Here is a 14,991-nt window from a genome sequence, read left to right on the forward strand (position 1 = left end):
CCGGATGAGTGGATGGTGTCGAGAGGGTCTCGCCACGCACTCGCCATGTGACACGCTGGATCGGTGTACCGGTTGAGTGTGTCGTGCGAGAGCTTCCGCGATGAGCGTTGACGGGCGGGAAGAGCCACGCGGTGGCGCCGGTGGCGAGCTCGAGGCGGGGAGTCTGCCGGCCCGGCAGGTACCGGCGCAGCGCGAACCGCGCGGGCGCCACGCCGCCGGGGCGAGCGGTGAGCTGCCGCCGTCCGACGGGGACTTGATCGCGCGGATGCGCGGGGGCGACGACGGCGCGTACGAGGAACTCTTCCGCCGGCACGCCGATGCCGTGCGCCGTTATGCCCGCACCTGCTGCCGCGACGGGCACACCGCCGACGATCTGACGGCCGAGGTGTTCGCGCGCACGCTCCAGGCGGTACGGGGCGGGGCGGGTCCGGACCAGTCGGTGCGGGCCTATCTCCTGACCACCGTGCGACGGGTCGCCGCCGCATGGGCGAAGACGGCGAAGCGGGAGCATCTCGTCGAGGACTTCGCGCTGTTCGCGGAGCAGGCCTCCGGGCCTTCCGGTGACGGCGCGGTCGGGATCACCGGGGACGACACCCTGGAACTCGGCGCCGATGTGCGGGCGATGCACGAAGCCGAACAGTCGCTGGCCATGCAGGCCTTCCGGAGCCTGCCGGAGCGGTGGCAGGCCGTGCTCTGGCACACCACCGTCGAGGAGGCCTCGCCCAGCACGATCGCCCCGCTCTTCGGGCTGAGCGCCAACGCGACCGCGGTACTGGCCAGTCGGGCCCGGGAAGGGCTCAAGCAGGCCTACCTGCAGGCCCATGTGAGCACCGCGCTGAGCTCCGGCGGGGACTGCGCCCGGTTCGCCGACCGGCTGGGGGCCTATGCCCGCGGCGGCTTGCGGATGCGGGCCGAGCGGGGGCTGCGCAAGCACCTGGAGGAGTGCGCCCGGTGCCGGGTCGCCGCCGGGGAGCTCAAGGACGTCAACGCGGGCATTCCCGCGCTGCTGCCGGTCGCCGTCATCGGGTGGTTCGCCGCCGGGTACGCGGCCAAGGCGGCCGGAGTCGTGGCCGGCGGGGCCGTGGCCGCTGGTGGTGCCGGGGCTGCGGCGGCCGCCGTCGGCGGGTCGACCGCCGGGGCCGGGGCCGGCGGGGCTGCCGGGGCGGGAGCCGCCGCGGGTGGGGCCGCCGGGTCGGGTGGGGCTTCCGGGGCCGGCGGAGCGCTGGCTTCGGAAGGGCTGGGGCTTCCGGCCAAGGCCGCCATCGCCGCCGGGGTCGTGGTCGCCGCGGCCGCCGGAGTGGTCTTCGCCCTGACCGGCGATGACGCCGAGACGCCCGCCCGGGCGCAGCCCGCTCCGGCCGTGGCCGCGCCGGTCGTGCCGGCGCCGCGGGGTCCGAGCCCGGCCGCGCAGGAGCCGAGCCCTTCAAAGGCGCAGCCGCCGCCCGCACGAGGCCCCGTACCGCCGCCGGCGTCGACGCCCGCGCCCCCGGCGAGCAAGGCTCCGGCCTCTCCGGTGGCCTCGCCGACCCGGGAGCGGCCGTCGCCGAGTCCGACCCCGAGCGCCACCCCGAGCCCGAGTCCGAAGGCGACTCCGAAGCCCACCCCGCCTCCGCCGCCGAAGGCCCCGGAGCCGTTCCGGCTCGCGGCACTGGGCCAGTCCGCCTACGGGGATCACGAAGACCCCGAGATCCGAACCTGGCAGAGCAGCTGGGTGTGGCAGCGCTGGGGGCTGAAGGTCGGCGGACAGCGCTTCGCCCAGGGGATCACCGTCGGCCCCCGTTCCTCCGTGGAGATCGCCCTCAACCGGCAGTGCACGAACTTCTCCGCGCGGGTCGGTGTGGACGGGCTGGCGGTGCACACCGACGGGGAGGTGGTCTTCTCCGTCTACGAGGACGGGCAGCGGCTGTGGCAGTCCCGGCCCATGGGCTACGAGGACGCCGCAGCGAGCGTGTCCGTACCCCTCTCCGGGCACAAGACGCTGCGCCTGGTCGTGGAGCGTGCCGGGGGCGGCCGCCTGCCGACGCTGGCCAGCTGGGCGGACGCCGTCATCAGCTGTCGTTGAGGGTCAGGGCGCAGGCTGCTCCGGTGACCAGGGCCGCCGCCTCCGACGGGGTGAGTGCGGCGCCCGCCGCCTCCTCCCGGGCGTGGTCCCGGGCGCCGAGGGCGGCGCGGGTACGGGCCGGGAACTCGGCCAGGGCCATCCGCTCCGGGACCGAGCGCGGGTTGCCCGCGCGCCAGGCGGTGGCGGCCGCGAAGACCCGTACGGCCTCGGCGGAGCGGCCCACGCCGGCCAGCTGACCGGCGGCGGTCTCGGCGAGGGCGGCGAGGACCCGTTCCGCGCAGTGCCCGGCCACCGCCGCGGCCAGGGCGGGCGCGATCCGGGCCAGTCCGGCCGCCGGGCCGTGCGCGCGGGCGGTCAGGACGGAGTCGATGTTGTCGAGCCCGGCGGTGAGCTGCGGCGGCCCCGTGACCTGCCCCGCCTCGGCACGGGCCAGCTCGCACTCGGTGCGCGCCCGGTCGAGGTCGCCCCGGAAGAGCGCGAGCAGCGAGGCGACCAGTCGGCTGTAGGCGCGCACGTCGGAGGCCACGCCGTACTCCTCCGCCTCCCGGTCCGCCTGCGCCAGCAGCTGCTCGGCGGTGTCGAACTCGCCTGCGGAGAAGGCCGACTCGGCGATCCGGACGAGGGCGAAGGGTGCCTCGATGTAGGCGCCGACCTCGCGGGCGAGGCGCAGGCATTCCTCGTACTCCGCGCGGGCCTCGTCGTACCGGCCTCGCGATAGCGCGAGCTCGCCGGCCGCGCTCGCGACCGTGGAGCGGGTCCAGCGGTCGCCGACCCGGCCGGCGATCTCGCGCAGTTCGGCGATGTCCTCGTCGACGGTGGGCAGGCCGCCGGTGATGTCGATGGCCACGTGGGTGCGGAGCATGAGGGTGACGCCGAGTTCCCAGTCGCCGCCGTGGCGGCGGCAGCTCTCGACGGTGGTGTCGAGGTGGGCGTGGAAGTCGAGGACCCCGCCGGTGAGGTACGCGGCCATGGGCCAGAGCATGCCGGGGAACCGGGCGGTCTCGGGGGTGCCGTGGCGGAAGGCCTCGGTGATGCGGGTGCAGAGGGCGGCGTACTCCGGGGTGTGGAACTCCTCGACCGCGCGGCCCTCGGCGAGCAGGAAGACGCGCAGGACGTGCAGGCGCATCAGGCTCCAGTACTCCGGGGAGCCCTCGGACGGGTCGCGCGGGGTGATGGCGAGGACCTCGGTGGCCCACGCGGAGCCCTCGTCGCGGTAGTTGCGCAGCCACCAGAACCAGCCGAGGGCGAAGACGAGGCGGTGGGCGGTGCCCGTGTCGCGGTGGGTGACGGCGGTGTGGAGGGCGGCGCGGAGGTTGTCGAGCTCGATCTCGATCCGGCGGATCCAGGGGAGCTGGTCGGCGGAGCGGAGGTGGGGTTCGGCTTCCTCGGCCAGGGCCGTGAAGTGGGCGGCGTGGCGGAGGGCGGCAGGCGTGGGCGTGGAGGTGGGCGTGGAGGTGGGTGGGGGTTGTTGGGCGGCCGTGTGTTCCGCGGCGCGTTCGGTGGCGTACTCGTGGATGGTTTCGAGCATGCGGTAGCGCATGCCGGCGGGGCCGGCCGGCTCGGCCAGGACGAGGGACTTGTCGACGAGGGAGCCGAGGAGGTCCGCGACGTCCAGGTCCCCGCCCTCGGCACAGACGGCTTCGGCGGCCGTCAGATCGCAGCCGCCCGCGAAGACCGACAACCTACGCAGCACCGTGCGCTCGGGCTCGTCCAAGAGGTCCCAGGACCAGTCGACCACCGCACGCAGGGTCTGCTGACGCGGCAGGAGCGTGCGCGCACCACTGGTCAGGAGCCGGAACCGGTCGTCCAGACGGTCCGCGATCTGCCGCGGAGTCAGCAACCGCAGCCGGGCCGCCGCCAGCTCGATCGCCAGCGGCAAGCCGTCCAGGCGGGCGCAGATCTCGGCCACGGCGGCCGGATCCTCGGCGGGGGTGAAGCTCGGGCGGGCGGCGCGGGCACGGTCGGCGAAGAGGCGGTGCGCGGGGGCGGGCGGGAGCGGTTCCACGGGGCGGATCGTTTCACCGGGGACGCCGAGGGGCTCGCGGCTGGTCGCGAGGATGCGCACGCCCGGACAGTGCGCGAGGAGCCGGTCGGCGAGGTCGGCGGCGGCCGCGACGACGTGCTCGCAGTTGTCCAGGACCAGGAGCAGGCGGCGGTTCGCGCAGTGCTCCACGAGGAGGGTGGTCGCGTCCTCGGGGGCGGTCTTCTCGCGGACCGCCTTCTCGCGTGCGGTCTTCTCGCGGGCGACGAGGCTGCCTTCGCGCAGGCCCAGGGCGCTGAGGACGGCGCCGGGGACGGCGGCCGGGTGGTCCAGGCGGGCCAGTTCCACCAGCCAGACCGGCTCGGGGTGGTGGGGCGTGGCGGCGGCGTACGCGGCTGCCGCGTGTTCGGCCAGGCGGGTTTTGCCCGAACCGCCGGGCCCGGTGAGGGTGATGAGGCGCAGCCGGGCCAGGTCGGCCTGGAGGGCGGCCAGTTCGGGTTCGCGGCCGACGAAGGAGGTCAGGCGGGGGCGGAGGTTTCCCTGGGGGGTGGGCGTGGGGGGCGCGGGCCGGAGGAGTTCCGCGTGCAGGGCGGCCAGTTCGGGGCCGGGGTCCGTACCGAGGGCGTCCGCGAGGGTGCGCCGGGTGCTGTCGTAGGCGGCGAGGGCCTCGGCGGGGCGGCCGGCCGCGCGCAGGGCGCGTAGCTGCTGGGCGCGGAGGGGCTCGTCGTACGGGTGCTCGCGGATCAGCGCCTCGATCTCGGGGAGGAGCGTCGCGGGAGCGGTGAGGCCGGAGCGCAGGTCGGCCTCGATGCGGTCGCGGAGCGCGGCCCTGCGGTGGGCCTCGGCGACGGCGGCGTGGGCGGTGCGGGCGGGCTCCGCGAGGTCGGCGAAGGCGGGGCCGCGCCAGAGGGCCAGGGCGGAGCGGAGGGTTCCGGCGGCGGTGGCGGGATCCTGGCCGGTGGCCAGCTCCTGGGCACCCTGGCGGGCGAGCCGGGTGAAGCGGTGCAGGTCCACGTCGTCCGGGCCCGCGACGGCGAGGCGGTAGCCGCCTGCAGGGTCGGCGAGGACGGTGTCCCTGCCGCCGAGGGCGCGGCGCAGGCGGGCGACCAGGGCCTGGAGCGCGGCGGGGGCGTCCCCGGGCGGGTCGTCGCCCCAGACTTCGTCGATCAGGTCGGGGACGGGGACTTGGCCGTGCCCGTGGCTGTGGCCGGAGTTGGAGCCGGAGTTGGAGCCGGGGCCGGGGGCTGCCGGGGAAGCGGCGGAGCGGATCGCGAGGGCGGTGAGGAGGGCGCGGAGGCGGGCTCCGCCGAGGGGGAGTGGGGTGTTCGTCCCGTCGCGGGCCTCGGTGTTGCCGAGGATGAGGTAGGGCACGGGGTCATTCTGCACAGGTGGTGGGTGCTGGTGCGGGCCCGTTTTTTCGGCTGCGGCGCCGTCTGTCCGGGCCCGGAGTCAGGAAAGGGCGGGGCGGCGGCTGGGGAGGCCCTTGGGGACCGCCCGGCGGCGCGGGGTGGAGGTGCCGGTCCAGCAGGTGCCCCGGCGGGACATCAGGCGGCCCAGCCACAGTTCCATGGAGACGAGTTCCGCGAGGCCGTCCAGCGGGACCGGGCGGCCGTCCGCGGCGTCGAGCAGGGCCTGGCGGACGACTCTGGCTTCGATGAGGCCCACGTCCGCGAGGAGGGGGGCGGCGAAGAGGGACAGGAGGGCCGGCAGGGCCGCGCTCAGACCCAGGCGGGTCGCGGATTCGTTCGGGGCGTGGGCCGTGGCGCCCCAGCCGGGCGGGAGCTCGCGGACCCCGGCCGAGGACAGGATGCTGCGCAGGATCGCCGCCCGCGCGCCGGGCTGGACGCGCAGGGATTCGGGAAGGGCGCGGGCGGCCCGTACGACCTGGTTGTCCAGGAAGGGCGCGTGCAGGCGCTGGCTGCGGACCTCCACGGCCTGTTCGAAGACCCGGTGGTCGGCGGCGTGGCGGGCCAGGACGGCGCGGGCCCTGGCCTCCCCGGGCCGCAGGGAGAGGGGAGGACGGCCCGCGGCGGCGTGGAGGCGGATCGATACCTCGGCCAGGGCCTCGCCCGTCAGCCAGGCCGCTGCCGGGCCCGGTCGGGACCAGGTCAGGGCCGCGAGCGAGGCGTCGACCGGGGACGAGGCGGCGGCGCCCGTGACCGCGCCCTCGCGCAGACGGGCCGCGGCCGTCTCCATGCCCACGCGGTACGGAGTACGGGCCAGGCGGCGGGCCGCCGAGTAGATGGAGAAGGGGACCAGGAGGGACTCCCCGGGGGCGGAGCGGGTGAGGGCGGCGACCGGGCGCAGCAGGTGACGGCGGCGGCGGTCGAGGAGGAGGTCGGCGAGGCGGGCCGGGTGGGCGTCGAGGACCTGGCGGGCTCCGTGGCCGGTGAAGTGGTCGGCCGAGCCGGCGGCCAGGCGGCGGCGCTCGCGGGCGGCGGAGACGAGGGAGGGCCCCGGTTCGTCGGTGAGGGGGCCGTCGAGGTCCGCGTAGGGGAGGGCTTCCTCGGCGGCGGCGACGACCACGTGGTGCAGGCGGGGGTTGGCGGCGATGGCGTGGGCGCGTTCCAGTTCGGCCTCGCGGCCCCGGGGGGTGGCGAGGTCGTTGAAGGTGACGGCCAGGAGCCGTTCGCCGGACTGCCGCACCACCGTGCCGGGGGCTCCGGGCAGGCCGGCCGCCAGCAGGGCGAGGGTGGCGGAGGCGCTGCCGCCGGAGAGGTCGGCGCCGACTCCGGGTACGGGGGCGCCGCGGGCCGCCCGCCGGTCGGCGGGGCCCATTCCGGGAACGGGCCCGGGATCGTGGGGCAGTGTGTCGGGGGCATGGCGGGGAGCCGTGAGCCGGGCGCGCACCGCGTCGACCAACGCTTCCCGTACGCCCTCCACCGCCCGCTCGGGGTCGGCAGTCGGCGCGGCCACCGCGAGGGAGGCCACCGGCTCGTATCCGGTGATCTCCCGCGAGCCCTCGCGCAGGATCAGCGCGTGGCCGGGCGGGATACGGCGTACGCCGACGTACGGTGTGCCGTCGCCCAGCGCCTCCGGGCTGTCGGGGCAGGCCAGCAGGGCGGCGAGGTGGCCGATGTCGAGCTGCGCCTCGATCAGGTCGGCGAGCGGGAGGGCGGCGGTGGCGTACGCGGTTCCACTGGCCCAGGGCGTGTAGAAGACGGGCCGGGCGCCCGCGAGGTCGCCGACCACGGTGATGCGGCGGCCGGCCTGGACCACGGCGGTGTAGCTGCCGGGCCACTGGGTGAGATGGCGCAGGGCGCCGCCGCGGGCGGCGTAGAGGGCGCGGCGCAGTTCCTCGTCGGTGGCCCCGCAGCAGCCGAGGACGGCGAGCCGGGTGAAGGGGTCGGCCGGGTCGGCGGTGAGGGTGCGGATCTCGTCCGGGCGCCAGTCGCCGACGGCCCACAGGGGGTCGGGGTCGCCCCACAGGAGCTGGGCTCCCACGGGGACCACGGTGCGGTCGGCATCGGCGGCGCCCGGGGCGTCGGGGTGGTCCGCGTCGGCGAGGCCGCCGCGCAGGAGGCCGTCGCCCCGGCCCTCGCCCCAGCGCTCGCCGTGGCCGGAGCCGTTCCCGTACGCGGAGCCGTTTCCGTACGGGGCGGAGCCGTTTCCGTGCGCGGAGCCGTATCCCCCCTGGCCGGAGCCCTGCGCAGGGCTCTGCCCCGCGACCCGTCCGGCCGTGCCGAAGCTCGCGGCGATACTGCTCCAACCCACCAACCAGCGCACCGCCGCCTCCACAGCCCGTGGGCACCTGACCGGGGTGCGAACCGCGCGGTCGGCGCTACTGGGCGCGGCCGGCGGGACCCCGGGTGGCTCGGGGTCCATGCTGCCACGTGACAGGCGTGCGAGAGTGGTTAAAGGGGGCGCACATGCAAACGAACACGCCCCGTCCATGCGGTATTTGGCGTTCCGTTCCCACCGTCCCATAGGTCGGTTTCGGCCATTCTTCGACCGTCCTGCGGTCGTGCCGAAACCATCCTGCGGCCGTCCCGAGGCCGTACTGCGGCCGCACCGCGGCCGTACCGGGGGCCCACCGGGCCCGGTGCGCGGAGCGCGGTCCGGGAGGCGGAATCCACCCCCCGGACCGTTCCGCCACCCGCGGGGATTGAGGCAGCGGCATCCCCCGGCCCGCCGGATTCACGCAGCGGGCCGACCCACGCACCGTCATCGAATCGTCGGTCCGGCGGAGCGGCCAGAGCGCACGGCCGGGCGCACGGCCACACGGGCGGAGCACGCCGTGACACGTGCGCCCCGGGCCCGGGATCCCGCCCGACTGTGCATACGGACAACAATCCCGCCATACGGAACTCGGGGCCTTAACGCTTGGGAGGCGGGGAACTACGCTGGGTTTACGAAATGCCGGGCGCCTATGCCCCGGCGGCGTATGCGTTCCGCGTGTGACGAGGGGTGGCGCATGTCCAGGGAGCTCCGCGAGCCCAATGAGAAGCTCGGCGCCGTCCTCGCCCTCGCGGGCATCAGCAATGCCGGGCTGGCACGCCGGGTCAACGACCTCGGCGCACAGCGCGGCCTGACGCTTCGGTACGACAAGACTTCGGTGGCCCGGTGGGTGTCGAAGGGGATGGTGCCGCAGGGCGCCGCCCCGCACCTGATCGCGGCCGCCATCGGCGCGAAGCTGGGCCGGCCCGTACCGCTGCACGAGATCGGTCTCGCGGACGCGGATCCGGCGCCCGAGGTGGGGCTGGCCTTCCCGCGGGACGTGGGGGCCGCCGTGCGCTCGGCGACCGACCTCTACCGGCTCGACCTCGCCGGTCGGCGCGGCGGTGGCGGGATCTGGCAGTCGCTCGCCGGTTCCTTCTCGGTGTCGGCCTACGCCACACCGGCCTCGCGCTGGCTGATATCTCCCGCCGACGGCTCCGTGGCACGCGAACCGGGGCAGGGACAGGGACACGGGCAGGCTCACGGTCAGACCCCCGGGCAGAGCCGGCGCCGCGGAGCCCCGTCCCACACGACCGCCCCGTCGCGCGAACCGGTGCCCGGTGCGGCCCCGCCGGAGGGCCTTCCGGCACCGCCGGGCGCCCTTGTCGGGGGTGTGCCCGCCCAGCCTTCCGGCGAAACGCCCGCGCTCCCCGCCCTCGAGGCCGGCCCGCAGCGCGTGGGCCACAGCGACGTGACCAAGCTGCGCGAAGCCGCCGAGGACGCCCGCCGCTGGGACTCCAAGTACGGGGGCGGCGACTGGCGTTCGTCGATGGTCCCCGAATGCCTGCGGGTGGACGCGGCGCCGCTGCTGCTCGGCTCCTACACCGACGAGGTGGGCCGCGCGCTCTTCGGCGCGACCGCCGAACTGACCCGGCTCGCGGGCTGGATGGCCTTCGACACCGGCCAGCAGGAGGCGGCGCAGAGGTACTACATCCAGGCGCTGCGCCTGGCCCGCGCCGCAGCCGACGTACCGCTCGGCGGGTACGTGCTGGCGTCGATGTCTCTGCAGGCGACGTACCGGGACTTCCCCGACGAGGGCGTGGACCTCGCGCAGGCCGCCGTCGAGCGCAACCGGGGCCTGGCCACCGCCCGCACCATGAGCTTCTTCCGCCTCGTCGAGGCACGGGCGCACGCGAAGGCGGGCGATTCGGCGGCAGCCGGGTCTGCGCTGCGGGCCGCCGAGGGCTGGCTGGAGCGGGCCCGGGAGGGCGACGGGGATCCGACCTGGCTGGGGTTCTACTCCTACGACCGCTTCGCGGCGGATGCGGCCGAGTGCTACCGCGACCTCAAACTCCCGCGCCAGGTAAGGCGATTCACAGAGCAGGCACTTTCGCGGCCGACCGAGGAGTACGTACGCTCGCACGGGCTGCGGCTCGTCGTGAGCGCGGTCGCCGAGCTGGAGTCGGGGAACCTCGACGCGGCCTGCGCGGCCGGCACCCGGGCGGTGGAGGTCGCGGGCCGGATCTCGTCGGCGCGGACGAACGAGTACGTACGGGACCTGCTGCACCGGCTGGAACCGTACGGGGACGAACCGCGCGTCGCCGAACTGCGCGAACGGGCCAGGCCTCTGCTGGTGACCCCGGCATAGGCCCCGCGTGGCCCCGTTGTCAGTGGCGGGGTGCACTATGCAGGGGTGGGAGGTGTCAGCGTGGGCGGCTTGGGCAGCATGGGCAGAGTGGACTGCGACGTGCTGGTGATCGGCGGCGGAATCGTCGGCCTGTCGACGGCGCATGCCCTCGCCAGACTCGCGCCGGGGACCCGTGTGGTCGTCCTGGAGAAGGAGGACGGCCCCGCCCGGCACCAGACGGGGCGCAACAGCGGTGTGATCCACAGCGGCATCTACTACAAGCCCGGCTCGCTCAAGGCGCGCTTCGCGGTGCGCGGGGCGGCCGAGATGGTCAAGTTCTGCGCGGAGCACGGCATCCCGCACGAGGTGACGGGCAAGCTCATCGTCGCCACCGGGCGGGACGAGCTCCCGCGCCTGCACTCGCTCGTACAGCGGGGCCGGGAGAACGGCATCCCGGTGCGGGAGCTGGGGCCGACACAGATCGCGGAGTACGAGCCGGAGGTCCGCGGGCTCGCCGCGATCCACGTGGGGATCACCGGGATCGTGGACTACGGGCGGGTCACCCGGCAGCTGGCGGAGTCCTCCGGCGCGGAGATCGTCTACGGCGGCGCGGTGGACCTGATCTCGCGGCGCAACTCGGGGGTGGCGGTGCGGACGACCACCGGCCTGGTGGTGCGCTCCCGCGTCCTGGTGAACTGCGCGGGCCTGCAGTGCGACCGGATCGCCCGGCTGGCCGGGGACGAGCCGGGCATGCGGATCGTCCCGTTCCGTGGCGAGTACTACGACCTGGCCCGGCCCTCGCTGGTGCGCGGCCTGGTCTACCCGGTGCCGGACCCGGCGTTCCCCTTCCTCGGCGTCCACCTGACCCGGGGCATCGGCGGCGGGGTCCACGTCGGGCCGAACGCGGTGCCGGCGCTGGCGCGCGAGGGGTACGGCTGGGGCGTCGTCCGGCCGCGGGACCTCGCGGACGAGCTGGCCTGGCCGGGATCCTGGCGGATGGCCGCACGCCACTGGCGGTACGGGGCGGGCGAGATCCGGCGGTCGGTGTCGAAGCCCGCCTTCGTGGAGGCGGTACGCAGACTGCTGCCGGCGGTGACCGCCGCGGACCTGGTGGCTTCGACGGCCGGAGTGCGCGCCCAGGCCGTACTGCGGGACGGGACGCTGGTGGACGACTTCCTGATCCGGGAGGCACCCCGGACGGTGCACGTGCTGAACGCGCCGTCGCCTGCGGCCACCGCTTCGCTGCCGATCGGGCGGGAGATCGCGGGGCGGGCGCTCGCCGTGCTCCGCGCGGCGTAGTCACCGGGCCGGCCCGGGGCGGCTGCGGGACGGCGGGGCTGGATTGTGCGGCGGGGCTGGATTTGCCCGGCGGGGCTGGACGGGAGTGGCCCGCGTAGAATCGGCGCATTGTGGCTGACTCTCAAAACCCCCCGCACCCCGCCCCGGAAACCGCGGAAACCGCGCCGGAGGCGACCCCGTACGTGCCCCCGAAGTGGCGGACCGAGCCGCGGTTCCCCGACGGGCCCGCACCCGATCCGGCCGGCTCGCACCACGAGCGGCGGATCCGGAGCTTCCAGCCCCGGCGCAGCCGGGTGACCACCGGGCAGGGCGAAGCCCTGAAGCGGCTCTGGGGCACCTGGGGACTCGACATCGACGGGCACGAGGTCCTCGATCTCAAGAAGATGTTCGACGGGCTTCCCGTCGTCCTCGAGATCGGCTTCGGCATGGGCGAGGCCACCGCGCAGATGGCCGCCGCCGATCCCGGCACCGGGATCCTCGCCGCCGACGTGCACACCCCCGGGCAGGGGAACCTGCTCGCCCTCGCCGAGCGCGGCGGGATGACCAATGTGCGCGTCGCGAACGGCGACGCCATCATCCTGCTCCGCGAGATGCTGCCCCCGGACTCCCTCGCCGGGCTCCGCGTGTACTTCCCCGACCCCTGGCCGAAGGCCCGCCACCACAAGCGGCGGCTGATCCAGCCCGAGTTCCTCGCACTGGCGGCCACCCGCATGGCACCCGGGGCGGTCCTGCACTGCGCGACCGACTGGGAGCCGTACGCCGAGCAGATGCTCGAAGTGCTCACCGCGCAGCCCGAGTTCGAGAACACCCAGGCCGACGGCGGCTATGCGCCCCGGCCCGACTTCCGTCCCCTCACCCGTTTCGAGGGGCAGGGTCTCGACAAGGGCCATGTCGTACACGACTTGTTGTTCCGCCGCACGGGTAACCCGGAGAACTGACAACGTCACTCCGTGTGTCGGTTCCGCTCGGTAGAGTCATGTCGTGTCCCGAGCGACCCGATTGTTCCGTGTGCTCCGTGTGCTCCCCATGCCGCGTGTGCGTGTGTACGTACTCGTGGTGCTGCTCGCCGCGTCCGGCGTCGCGATCCTGGAGCTCGTACGGGAGCAGACGGGCACTCCCGGGTTCCTCGTAGGCCTCGCCCTGGCCCTGCTGCCGGTGCCGCCGCTCATGGCGGCCTTCCGGTGGCTGGGCCGGGCCGCGCCGCATCCGTGGGCGCAGCTGATGTTCTGCTTCGGCTGGGGCGCCTGCGCCGCCGCGCTGATCGCCATACTGGCCAACAGCTTCGCCACCCAGTGGATAGCCGCGGCCACCGCCGACCCCTCCGATGCCGATCAGCTCGGCTCGGTGGCCATCGCTCCGGTGGTCGAGGAGACCGCCAAGGCGGCGGCCCTCCTGCTCGTGTTCCTGTTCCGCAGACGTCAGTTCACCGGTCCGGCGGACGGTTTCGTGGTGGCCGGCTTCACGGCCGTCGGGTTCGCCTTCACCGAGAACATCCTCTATCTCGGCAACGCCTTCGACGAGGACGCCACCAACGGCACCGGAATGCTGAACTCCGTGACGGCAGCGACGTTCTTCGTCCGGATCGTCATGTCCCCATTCGCGCACCCGCTGTTCACCGTGCTCACCGGCCTCGGTTTCGGCGCGGCCGCGCTCAGCGTCCGCCGGACCCGCCGGATCGCGCTGCCGCTGCTGGGACTCGCCCCGGCCATAGGACTGCACGCGCTGTGGAACAGCTCCTCGGACCTGGGTGAGTCCGGCTTCTACGTGGTCTACGGATGCGTGATGGTCCCGGTGTTCGGGTCCCTGGTGTGGCTGGCCGTGTGGATGCGCCGGCGCCGCCTGCGCACGGTCGCCGCGGAACTCGCGGTGTACGCGGCCGCCAGCTGGCTGAGCCCCGCCGAGGTACCCGCGCTGGCTTCGATGCCGGCGCGTTCACTGGCCCGCCAGCTGGCCCGCGGCGTGGGGGGCCGCCCGGCGGCACGGGCGGTCGCCCTGTACGAGGCCGACGCGGTGGCCCTCGCCCTGCTACGGAACCGGGCGCGCAGCGGCGGCCCGGCCCGCGAGCCGGATTTCGCCCTCAGGGAGCGGGAGTTGCTCGGCCGGCTCTGGCTGCGCCGCGCGACGGCGGGCCCGGCGCTGTCCCGGGCGGCGGTCCTGGAGGAGCTATTGCCGCCCGCCTTCGAAACCGTCGGCCCGGCGGACCGCTTCGGCCCGGCGTATTCGTACGCCCCGGCGGACCGCTTCGGCACGCCCGTCCCGGGCTCCGCGCCCGGCTCCGTCCCGGGGTTGGACCGGCCCGCGCTGGCCGGCGTACCGGCTCCGCGGGGGCCGTACGGCCTCAGACGTTCAGGCCACGCGCCGTCAGCCAGGCCAGCGGGTCCACCGTAGAGCCGCCTTCGCGCACTTCGAGGTGGAGGTGGGGGCCGGTGACGTTGCCGGTCGCGCCGACGCGGCCGATGGTGTCGCCCGCCGCGACCGTGCCGCCGGTGACGGACATCGAGGACAGGTGGCAGTACCAGATCTCGGTGCCGTCGGGGAGTTCCAGCACGATCCGGTAGCCGTACGCGCCGGACCAGCCGGCCGAGGTGATCTTGCCGCCGCCGACCGCCTTGACGGGGGTGCCGGTCGGGGCCGCGAAGTCCAGGCCGGTGTGGTGCCCGGAGGACCACATGGAGCCGGAGTCCCCGTAGTGGGAGGTGAGGGTGTAGGCCGAGGTGGGCAGGGAGTAGCTGCCGGAGGACGCGGCGGCCTCCTGTCCGGCCTTGGCCTCGGCGGCCGCCTTGGCCTCCTCGGCCTCGCGCGTTTCCTTGGCGGCCTGTTCGGCCGCAGCCGCCTCGGCCGCCTTGCGCGCGGTCTCCTGGGCCTCGCGCGCGTCCTTGGCCGCGGCCTCCTGCGCGATCCGCTCGGTCTCGGCGCGCTCCTGGGCGGCGGCGGCCTCCTGCTGGGATCCGGCCTGCTGGAGGATGCGGCTGCGCAGGAGTTCGCCGGCGTCGTTGCTCCGGTCGGCCTGCCGCGGGATGAGCCCGGTCGTCTGCACGGCCGCGGTGTCCGCGTGCCCGCCCGACTGGCCGTCCGCGTGCTGCACGTTGCCGTCGCCGCCCAGCACTTCGGGCAGGGACGGCAGGGATATGGCCACCTGGGGGCGGTCCTGCGCGGTGGCGATGCCGCCGGCGCCGACCGCCGCGATGACACCGACCCCGAGGACGGTGGAGGAGCGGGCGAGGCCCCCGCGCTGCTTGAGGACGCGGTGCTTGCCGCGGAGCGGCCGGGCCGAGTCCTCGGTCGGGTTCCACTCGCCCCAGGCTCCGGCGGTGGGCTGCTCCTGGAGTTCGATGCCTTCAGGGGCAGGCGAGTTGGAGGCCACCGGGGCACACTCCTCATGGACACGCACGCGCACGGCGCCGTCTCTGGCGACGGCTGGGACGACCGCGCTGCGTTATCGAACGGTAATAGAAGAAGGGGAGTGATTCCAAGCAGTTGCGATTGATCGTTAACGAGAATCAGCCACTCCCCGAACAGCTGTGGCCAGGACTTTTACCCGCACTCCCGGATCAACTCGGGCAAAAATTGGCCGACTCCCCCGTCCCTTCCGCCACATCTTCACATTGACGGTCCGTCAAAAATCTTGCTGAGCGCGCCCCTTCG

The 14,991-nt window shown here is 74.9% G+C and carries 8 protein-coding genes; 5 read left to right on the forward strand and 3 right to left on the reverse strand.

Annotated features, from left to right (window positions below; all coding sequences use genetic code 11):
• The first annotated feature begins 100 nt into the window (after window positions 1–100).
• On the forward strand, window positions 101–2,062 hold the full coding sequence (locus AC3IYJ_RS18820) for a sigma-70 family RNA polymerase sigma factor (RefSeq protein WP_489402450.1): 1,962 nt from the start codon (window positions 101–103) through the stop codon (window positions 2,060–2,062).
• Here AC3IYJ_RS18820 and AC3IYJ_RS18825 read toward each other — a convergent pair.
• Both AC3IYJ_RS18825 and AC3IYJ_RS18830 read right to left on the reverse strand, forming a co-directional pair.
• Window positions 2,049–5,414, reverse strand: a complete 3,366-nt coding sequence (locus AC3IYJ_RS18825; RefSeq protein WP_489402451.1) for an AfsR/SARP family transcriptional regulator — start codon at window positions 5,412–5,414, stop codon at window positions 2,049–2,051. The genes AC3IYJ_RS18820 and AC3IYJ_RS18825 overlap by 14 nt on opposite strands.
• 78 nt (window positions 5,415–5,492) lie before the next feature.
• Window positions 5,493–7,769 (reverse strand): asparagine synthase-related protein, encoded by a 2,277-nt coding sequence (locus AC3IYJ_RS18830; protein ID WP_489402452.1) that lies wholly within the window; start codon window positions 7,767–7,769, stop codon window positions 5,493–5,495.
• 688 nt (window positions 7,770–8,457) lie between these two features.
• Here AC3IYJ_RS18830 and AC3IYJ_RS18835 point away from each other — a divergent pair.
• From AC3IYJ_RS18835 to AC3IYJ_RS18850, 4 genes are all read left to right on the forward strand, one after another.
• On the forward strand, window positions 8,458–10,068 hold the full coding sequence (locus tag AC3IYJ_RS18835) for an NsdA family TPR-like regulatory protein (RefSeq protein WP_489402453.1): 1,611 nt from the start codon (window positions 8,458–8,460) through the stop codon (window positions 10,066–10,068).
• 78 nt (window positions 10,069–10,146) lie between these two features.
• Window positions 10,147–11,346 (forward strand): L-2-hydroxyglutarate oxidase, encoded by a 1,200-nt coding sequence (gene lhgO, locus AC3IYJ_RS18840; protein ID WP_489402454.1) that lies wholly within the window; start codon window positions 10,147–10,149, stop codon window positions 11,344–11,346.
• Window positions 11,347–11,453: 107 nt separating this feature from the next.
• Window positions 11,454–12,284, forward strand: coding sequence for a tRNA (guanosine(46)-N7)-methyltransferase TrmB (gene trmB, locus AC3IYJ_RS18845; RefSeq protein ID WP_489402856.1), 831 nt, complete (start codon window positions 11,454–11,456; stop codon window positions 12,282–12,284).
• Between the two features lie 88 nt (window positions 12,285–12,372).
• Window positions 12,373–13,734: a PrsW family intramembrane metalloprotease gene (locus AC3IYJ_RS18850; protein WP_489402455.1), complete on the forward strand. Its 1,362-nt coding sequence runs from the start codon at window positions 12,373–12,375 to the stop codon at window positions 13,732–13,734.
• Here AC3IYJ_RS18850 and AC3IYJ_RS18855 read toward each other — a convergent pair.
• Window positions 13,685–14,710: a M23 family metallopeptidase gene (locus tag AC3IYJ_RS18855; protein ID WP_489402456.1), complete on the reverse strand. Its 1,026-nt coding sequence runs from the start codon at window positions 14,708–14,710 to the stop codon at window positions 13,685–13,687. The genes AC3IYJ_RS18850 and AC3IYJ_RS18855 overlap by 50 nt on opposite strands.
• Window positions 14,711–14,991: the final 281 nt, after the last annotated feature.

The sequence above is a fragment of the Streptomyces sp. GL_140 genome, from assembly GCF_057834465.1.